The organism is Pseudomonas sp. CM25 (assembly GCF_013179705.1).
Classification (GTDB): domain Bacteria; phylum Pseudomonadota; class Gammaproteobacteria; order Pseudomonadales; family Pseudomonadaceae; genus Aquipseudomonas.
The window spans coordinates 1-4,327 of record NZ_JABMCW010000405.1; the positions used below are offsets into that span (position 1 = coordinate 1).

Here is a 4,327-nt window from a genome sequence, read left to right on the forward strand (position 1 = left end):
CTTGCCAATCGGTGTTTGCGCCACCACCACCTGGGCGCCATGGGCGTAATCATCCGACTCGCGGTAGCGGCCACGGTTGTCGGTAACGTCCACGTCGAACAGGTGCAACTTGTCATACCGTGCCACTACCTCACCGTGTTCGTCGATCAGCAGCGAGCAGGCATGGGCCTTGGCCTCGGGCTGGCCGACCGGTGGCAATGGCAAGGTGCCGGCGACAATCCATAACCTGAGGTCGCGAGCAGTGCGTTTCAACCATGGCAGGATCGGCCCGTCACCCATTGCTTCGGCGCGGCCTATGGCGGCGGCGTCCTTGCGGCCCATGGCGGCGAAGTTTTCCGGCAGCACCGCCAGCCGCGCCCCTCCGAGCGCGGCCTGCTCCAGCAGGGCAGCGGCGCGCTGCAGGTTGGCCAGCACATCGTCCTGGCTGACCATCTGGATTACCGCTGCCTTCATGGGCACTCCTAGCGGGATTTCTCGAAAGGTTTCATAAAGGTGATTCTAGGCTCTTTCCACGGGCCTTCGACACGGTAATTCACGCTGGCAAAGCGCGATACACGGTCACCGATCAGCCGGTCGACCAGGAACAACGCCCCGCCGATGGCCGGGGCACCGACAATCAGCGCGGCCAGCGGCAGGTTGTTGGTCACCGGCAGGCTCACCTGCAGGTTGGCGGCGACCCGGTCACGCACCATGTCCAGGGTGCCTTCGAGTTCGAAACTGCTCGAAGGGCCGGTCATGGTGATCGGCTCGCGGGTCACGTAGACGCCATTGCTGGCCACCAGCAGGCCCTTGACCCGGTCATAGGCCAGGCCTTTGTCGAACAGGTCGGAGAAGTCCAGGCGCAGGCGCCGGCCAATCGAGTTGAAGTTGAGCAGGCCGAACACCCGCAAGGCCTGGGCACTGCCTTCTACCTCGACGAACTGGCCACTGCGCAGTGCCGCGTCCATGCTCCCGGAGAAGCGCTTGAGGCCCACCGCAGCAGGCGAACCCGGCCACCGGCCATCCACATCCAGGCGGAAGTCACGGCTGGTCACGGTCGGCGCAAAGCCCCAGGCCTTGAGCACGTCTGCCAGGTTCTTGCCGTCCAGGCGCCCTTTGTACCAGCTGCTGGTATCGCCCACCTGGCCTTCCCAGCCACCACCGCCATCAATGCGCAGGCCCTTGAAGTCGAGATCGATATCGCTGGCAGTGACACCCCGGGTGGTCGGCCGCAGTTTGACCGACGCGCTGCCGAACAGGTCATCACCGCGGTACAGCTTGTCGATGCTCAAATCCAGTGCCGGCACCTTGCGCGGGTCGAAACTGGCCAGTGGATCCGGGCCGTCCTCGGCCTGCTTTTCAGCAGGCGTGGCGGCAGGCAGGCGCAAGGTCTGCATGCGCACGACCATGGGCGCGCCCTTGGCATCGGGCACCCGGGCATTGCCGATGACTTCCTTGCTGTCGAGCCGCAGGTCCCAGGCCGAGCCGCCACGGGCCAGGCGCACCACGGCCTGGTTCAGGTCCATGCCAAAGGCTTTCAGCTGGCCGATGCTCAGGTCGACGCTTTGCAGGTTCTGCCGTGCACTGCCGCCCGGGTCATCGCCGGCCAGGCGCGCCGCCTGTTCCTGCCAGGGCGCCAGGTCCAGCGCGTCCAGGTGCCCGCGTACACGCAGGCCTTGCCCGGCCGGCACCTGGGCGTCACCGGTACCCAGCAACAGTTCGCCACGGCCCTGGGCCAGCTTGTCTGATGGCGCGGCGTAGGCGAAGCGGGCCAGGTCGGCGTAGGCGCCATCGAAGCGCCGCTCCGGCCCCTGCAGGCTCATGCTGAAACGGCTGTCACGGGTATCCGCTGCGGCCTTGCCGAACGGCGCAGGCAAGTCGATGGCCAGGCCCTTGAGGCTAGAGTTGACGCTCAGCCGGTTGTCGCGGCTGCCCAGGCTCAGCTGCAGCTGATAGGGCAGGTCGCCGGACGCTGGCAGGGCCTGGTTGAACTGCAGCCATTCGGTGAGTGCCTTGAGCGACACCTGGCCATTGGCGTCAATGCGCGTCTGCATTTGCCCGTCCTGCCCCTCGGCCGTGATTTGCGCCGTCACAGGCTTGCCGAACGCCTGCAGACTGATCCCCTTGCCACTCAGGCCCTTGTCGAAATCGAACTTGAAGTCACCCTTCAGGCGGCTCAACTCAAGAGTTGGCGGCGCCACCTTGAGGCGCGCATCTGCGGTGGCGAAATCCACCTGCACCTTGGGTCGCTGCCCGTGGGCCAGAGGGATATCGAGCTTGACCTTGCCCTTGAGCGGCCCCTCGCCCTCCCAGCCGGCAAAGATCTCGCCGGTGCCGATGGGCGCCTCCTTGAGAATCTTCAGGCCATCGCCCAGGCTGCCGTCGAAGTTGCCATCCAGGTACAGGTGGCTGTGCTGGTCACCCTCGGCGTGGGGGATGTCGACATTGACGTCGCTGACCTTGGTGTCCAGCAGCACGCCACGCTGGGCCTTGACGCGCACACCGCTGTCCTCGATGAACACGTCGCCATCCACATGCTGCACCTGCGGCCAGCCCGGCTGGAAGTCCAGGGCCGCGTCGCGCACCTTGAAGAACAGGCTGATGCTGCGGGCTTCCGGCGTGGCGCCATGGTTCAGCGAGCCCTGGTACTGGAAGTAGCCTTCGTCCACCGTGCCTTTGACGATGGCGCTGCGCAGCCATTCGTCCAGGGCCGGGCTGAGTACTTCGGGCAGGTACTTGGCGGTGTAGCGGCCATCGCCCTCGGTGAGGCCGACGCGCAGGTCCATGTAGTCTTCGCGACCCTCCTCGAACAGCAGGCGGATCAAGAAGTCACCGGCAATCTTGCCCTCCTCGCCCAGCACCTTGAGGTAGGGCGCGACCAGGGTGAAGCCGTCCTTGTCGAGGGCATAGGTCAGCTGCGCATTGGCCTTCAGGTAGTGCCAGGGTTTGGCGAAGATCGGGTACAAGTGCAGCATGAACGCATCGGTGTCCAGGCGCAGCTCGCCATGGCCCAGGTCGCCGCTGATGCTGCCGCTGACGTTCCCCGCCGCCGGGGCCCCGTGATAGGCGTCGAAACCGACCGCCTCCAGGTTGGTTTCGAACTGCAGCCGCTGGTCACCTTCAGCCTTGGGCCGCGCCTCCAGGCGCACATTGCGCAAGGCCCCGGTCACGTTCAGGCCATCGACGACTGCCATGACCTTGTCCGGCAAGGGCGCCAGGGCATTGATCAACGGGGTCAAGGGGGTAAGGTCGAGCCGGTCGGCTTGCACTCGCCAGCTTTCATCGGCTGCATTCTCGCCAGCGCGCTGCTGCAAATGCAGGTGCGACTCCCAGCGAGTCTTGCCGATATCCATGGCCAGCGAGTCGACCACTACGTCGAAGCCCTGATCCTCGCGCTGGAACCACGCCCCCAGGGCCAGATTGGCGAGCTTGGCAGGCTTGCGCCCGGCATAGGCACCCTGCAGCTCGGGTGCATTGAGCCGCACCACGGCACGTTGCAATTGCTCATTGCCCCAGTCGACCCAGATTTCGCCGCCGGCGTGCAGGGCGTTGGCCTGCCACTGCCCCAGCAGGCTGGGTGGCAACCAGCGTGCCCAGTCACTTTGCGGCAGGCTCAGGTAGGCTTCGACCTGGGCCTCACGCCACGCCTCGGCCGACGCACGGCTGCGCAGGTTCAGCGCCAGCGGCTGACCATCGGGCAATGTCGCACGCAGGTCCAGTGCCTGGCGCGAGGCGCCGGCCTGCAGGCCGGCGCTGACATAGGTAAGGGTCAGCGGATCGCGCTGCCAAGGGTGCAGGGTGACCTGGCTGTCGAACACATCGATGCGCCCCAGCTGGCGCATGCGCTGCAACAACTGGGCAGGGTCGAGCGGCGCGTCATCCTGCTTCGGCAGCCCTTCGAGCTGCCAGGCGCCCTGCTCGTTTTCGCGCAGGATCAGCTGCAGGCCGCCCAGCTGGATGCGCGCCAGGCGCACTTCGCGGGCAGTGAGGCTGGCCCACACGTCGGGCACCAGCATGACATCGTCCAGACGTAGCGCCGTGGCGCCCTCGCCCAATTGCAGGTCGCGCACCCGCAGCACCGGCGCCAGCCCACTCCAGTGCCCCTCCAGGGCACCGACATGCACTGGCAGGCCCAGTGCCTGCCCAGCCTTGCTTTCCACATCGGCGCGGTACTCGGCCACCAGTGGCACCAGTTCGCGGCCGAGGCTGACATACAGCGCCACCAATACCGCCAGCAGGGCGCAAATACCCAGCCCCCAGCGGGTCAAGGCGACAAGAACGCGGGTCAGACGTCCCATGGCCATGGCCCTCCAAGTCGTATATCCATGATGGCCCGCGGTGCCGGTTT

General features: G+C 66.3%; 2 protein-coding genes. Both read right to left on the reverse strand.

The window, feature by feature from the left end; translation table 11 throughout:
• A partial coding sequence (locus HP546_RS26610) for a nitrilase-related carbon-nitrogen hydrolase (protein ID WP_306125768.1) occupies window positions 1–453 on the reverse strand: 453 nt, incomplete at its 3' end.
• A gap of 8 nt (window positions 454–461) precedes the next feature.
• Window positions 462–4,283 carry a YhdP family protein gene (locus HP546_RS26615; protein WP_172231739.1) on the reverse strand — a complete coding sequence of 1,274 codons (3,822 nt, stop codon included), beginning with the start codon at window positions 4,281–4,283 and terminating at the stop codon, window positions 462–464.
• Window positions 4,284–4,327: the final 44 nt, after the last annotated feature.

What these genes read in the sequence shown, in the direction of transcription:
- HP546_RS26615 (WP_172231739.1), bottom strand. Translation starts at nt 4,283, where the DNA reads ATGGCCATGGGACGTCTGACCCGCGTTCTTGTCGCCTTGACCCGCTGG.